We start from the raw sequence: 3804 nt of genomic DNA, 5'->3' as shown, positions 1-3804 counted from the left end.
TCACTAATGAGCGTTTCATTTTTAAGACCTCTCATTTATGAGAACCATATTGGATTGAATACCTTTGATTAAGCCTTGATAATCTCTCCTAACTTATGTTGTGCAATATTCAATCCAGATCTTGAAAAATTTCCGTAAAGCATAACACTGGTTAACAACATTAATTTAAATCCGAATTTACACAAACATACATACTGAGAGATGTTACCTGATGACTTCTAAATTTTCGTTATGTGCGGCCGGGCTACTGTCAATAGGCAGTATCACAGCAAGTAACATTGCAATCGCATCAAACCACCATCATCACAACCCTAGTGAGATAAAAACACAATTAAAATGGTCTTGGGAAGGCAGTTCATTTCAACCTGAGTTTAACCAAGTCATGGCGGCACCTATCGTTGCTCAGTTAAATGATGATAATGGTGACGGAAAAATCGACGAGAATGATATCGCTGATATTATCGTTGTTACTTTTGAAGGTAACAAGTATGCGAAAGGGGGAATAATTAGAGCCCTGAGTGGCGTTGATGGTTCTGAACTTTGGTCATACAATAATGGTGGTGTTATAGCCGATGCTCGCTATTCCCCTGCTATAGCTGATCTTGATGGAGATGGCTTGGTAGAGATTGTTAGCACGAGTCTAGATAGCAAATTCATCAACATCCTTGATGTTAACGGAAATATTAAAAAGCAGATTACTAAAACCAAAACTGGTGGTGGCGCATCAGGAAATATCGCATTAAGCGACCTCAACAACGACTCTTCTGTTGAGATCTTATCGGCTGATGGTGTCTATAACTACGATACTGGGCTATTATTCACCTACGATTGGTCTCCATCACCTATAAGCTTGGATGTGGATGGTGATGGCATACAAGAAGTGTTCTCAAATGGCTCTCTTTATCAAAGTAATGGCGCATTTACTTGGCAGCATCCTACAAACGACCACATTTGGTTCTCAGCCGTTGCTAACTTGGATAATGATAACAAACCTGAGATCATTATCTCAGTACCAGCGTCACTCTCAGCATCACAAAATAGCTCTTTTGCTGTATTAGAAAGTGATGGAAGTGTGAAATGGGAAATTACTAATACTGAAAATCCAGGTGGTGGTGCTCAAGCTATTTCAAACTTCCTTGGCAAAGCTACAACCTCTACCAATGAAATCGCTAAGTCCCCTGTTTATGGATATACCCATCTACATCACAGCCATCCAGTGAAAATAGCAGATGACAACCAACTTAAAATCCGCTCAGGAGATCTGATTGACGCTATTGGATCAACAGCCAGTAATATGGTGGGTGGTCAAGGCGGTTCACTGCATACTATTGACACAAGCAAAGTCCGCTCTATCGATGTAACCTACGGCAAATATAAAACGTGGTGGACATATGGCGTACTCGAGATGGAATTCACTCTCAATGATGGTTCGAAAATAACGTTAGGTTCAAAAGATTCAGCCTTTAAATACCCGGCATTAGAGTGGCGAACCAAAGAAGTTCCATATCTTGGAGTGGAGTGGAGAACAAAACAAGTTTCTTACTGGTTCTTTGGCTGGCATACCAAAACAGTTTCTTACCTAGCTCCTGTTTGGAAAACTAAAACGATTCCTTATGCTGTTCCTGTCATGAAGAGCAAAGCAACCACTGAACGATATACAGTCCCAAGCAATACCCAACTGGTAGGCTTAAATGTGTGGAGTAAACCAAAGCCTATCTTCACCTTCAAAAAGCATGTGAATGCTGTACAGTTTATTGTGGGTGAAAAAATCAACAACAACATACAGAATATGGGTATCGTATACGCTGGTTACTATGCTGTTGACATGTACAATGCGCAAGGCGGTAAGGTTTGGTCTGTGAAAAATGATGACTCTAATAGTGGAAAAATTGGTGTCTCTGCTTATGACTTCACTGGTGATGGCATTGATGAAGTTATCGTACAGGACTTCCTAAGAGTTCGAATCCTCGATGGGCGTACTGGTGCTGTATTAGCAACGATTGCAAACTCATCTGACACCTTGTGGGAATACCCTGTTGTGGCGGATCTAGAAGGCAATAACAATGCATCGCTTATTGTCGTAGCAAATGACTATGCTCCAGAAAGAGCTATCAACCATGGTGTTTATGTTTACCAGTCAGCCGATGCTGATAAACCATGGAAAAATGCAACGAGAATTTGGAACCAACATTCGTTCCATTTCTCAAACATTAACCAAGATGGCTCAGTACCAACCAATGCTCAGCCTAGTTGGCTAACACATAACACTTATCGCTCAAGTACCATTAAATAACTTGAATTTGATATAACCACCACTATCGCCCAAGGCGGTGGTGGTGGGATGACAAAAAAAGCCTCGCCTTTTAACAAAGGCGAGGCTTTTTTATGGCCAGTACGCTGGGAATATTAGTGAAGCTTTAAATTTGGACGCAACACACGATTAATACGGCCAACTAACATCATCAACCCTGTTTTGAACATACCGTGCAGCGCCATTTGGTGCATGCGATACAAAGAAATGTACACGACTCGCGCAATACGACCTTCAACCATCATCGAGCCTTTGGTTAAATTACCCATTAAGCTACCAACGGTAGAAAAACGACTTAATGAAACCAACGAACCGTGATCTTTATAAACATACGGTTTGAGCTCACGCCCGTTAAGCTTAGCAACAATATTCTTGAACGCTTGGCTTGCCATTTGGTGCGCTGCTTGTGCACGAGGTGGCACAAATGAACCATCGGCTTGTGTACATTGTGCTAAATCACCGATCACAAAAATATCGTCATCTCTTGTGGTTTGTAAGGTGTTTTTTACCACTAACTGATTAATGCGGTTTGTTTCCAAACCAGCAATCTCTTTCATAAAATCCGGTGCTTTGATGCCAGCAGCCCACACCATGATCTGAGCGGGAATCTTTTCGCCATCTTTAGTTGTTAGGCCATCCTTATCTGCTCGCGTGACCATAGTCGCAGTACGAACGTTGACACCTAATTTCGTTAATTCGCTGTGCGCAGCACTAGAAATGCGAGGTGGAAGAGCGGGCAGAATACGCTCACCCGCTTCCACAAGGTTGACATTCAGTTTGCTTGAATCAAGATCGCCAAAACCATAAGTCCGCAGCTCTTTTACTGCATTATGTAGCTCTGCAGATAATTCAACACCCGTTGCACCTGCGCCAACAATCGCAATATCAACTGTACCGTTACCATTTTTCGCATGAAGTTTTAGAAACTCATTATTCATTTCAGTACGAAAACGATTTGCCTGTTCAGGGCTATCAAGGAAGATACAATGCTCACGAACTCCTGGAGTATTGAAGTCGTTAGACGTTGAACCGATTGCCAGCACCAAAATGTCATATTCAAGCTCACGACTTGGCATTAACAATTCACCATGCTCATCTTGCAATTCACTAAGAACAATCACTTTGCGTTCACGATCGATATCAGCAAGACTACCCATTTGGAAATCAAAACGATGATTTTTTGCGTGAGCGCGATAGCTTAGCGCATCCACTCCTTCATCTAATGAACCCGTTGCCACTTCATGCAATAACGGTTTCCATAAGTGGCTTGCTTTACGATCCACTAATGTGATTTCTGCGCGATTTTTACGGCCAAGAGTGCGACCAAGTTTAGTCGCGAGCTCTAAACCACCCGCGCCACCACCGACTACGATAATTCGTGTCACAACAATAATCCTCAAAAAGAAATAAACATGATTCAGTGTGAAATCTCACACTGAAGGAATTCTCAGTAATGCGCTTGCTTCAGATAAATCTTGTTGAGCAAAGGAAGC

2 protein-coding genes are annotated in these 3804 nt (G+C 42.0%); one reads left to right on the top strand and one right to left on the bottom strand.

Going from position 1 to position 3804, the window contains the following annotated elements; genetic code table 11:
* Positions 1-211: 211 nt before the first annotated feature.
* Positions 212-2293, top strand: coding sequence for a beta-prism lectin domain-containing protein (locus B9J84_RS01675; protein ID WP_094123388.1), 2082 nt, complete (start codon positions 212-214; stop codon positions 2291-2293).
* A gap of 113 nt (positions 2294-2406) precedes the next feature.
* On the opposite strand, the gene B9J84_RS01670 is transcribed toward B9J84_RS01675, so the two are convergent.
* Complete coding sequence (locus tag B9J84_RS01670) at positions 2407-3696, bottom strand: NAD(P)/FAD-dependent oxidoreductase (RefSeq protein ID WP_026028144.1); 1290 nt, start codon at positions 3694-3696, stop codon at positions 2407-2409.
* Positions 3697-3804 lie beyond the last annotated feature (108 nt).

It is taken from the genome of Vibrio sp. V03_P4A6T147, from assembly GCF_002241085.1.
Taxonomy (GTDB): domain Bacteria; phylum Pseudomonadota; class Gammaproteobacteria; order Enterobacterales; family Vibrionaceae; genus Vibrio; species Vibrio anguillarum.
This window is presented reverse-complemented; position numbering and strand designations above follow the sequence as displayed.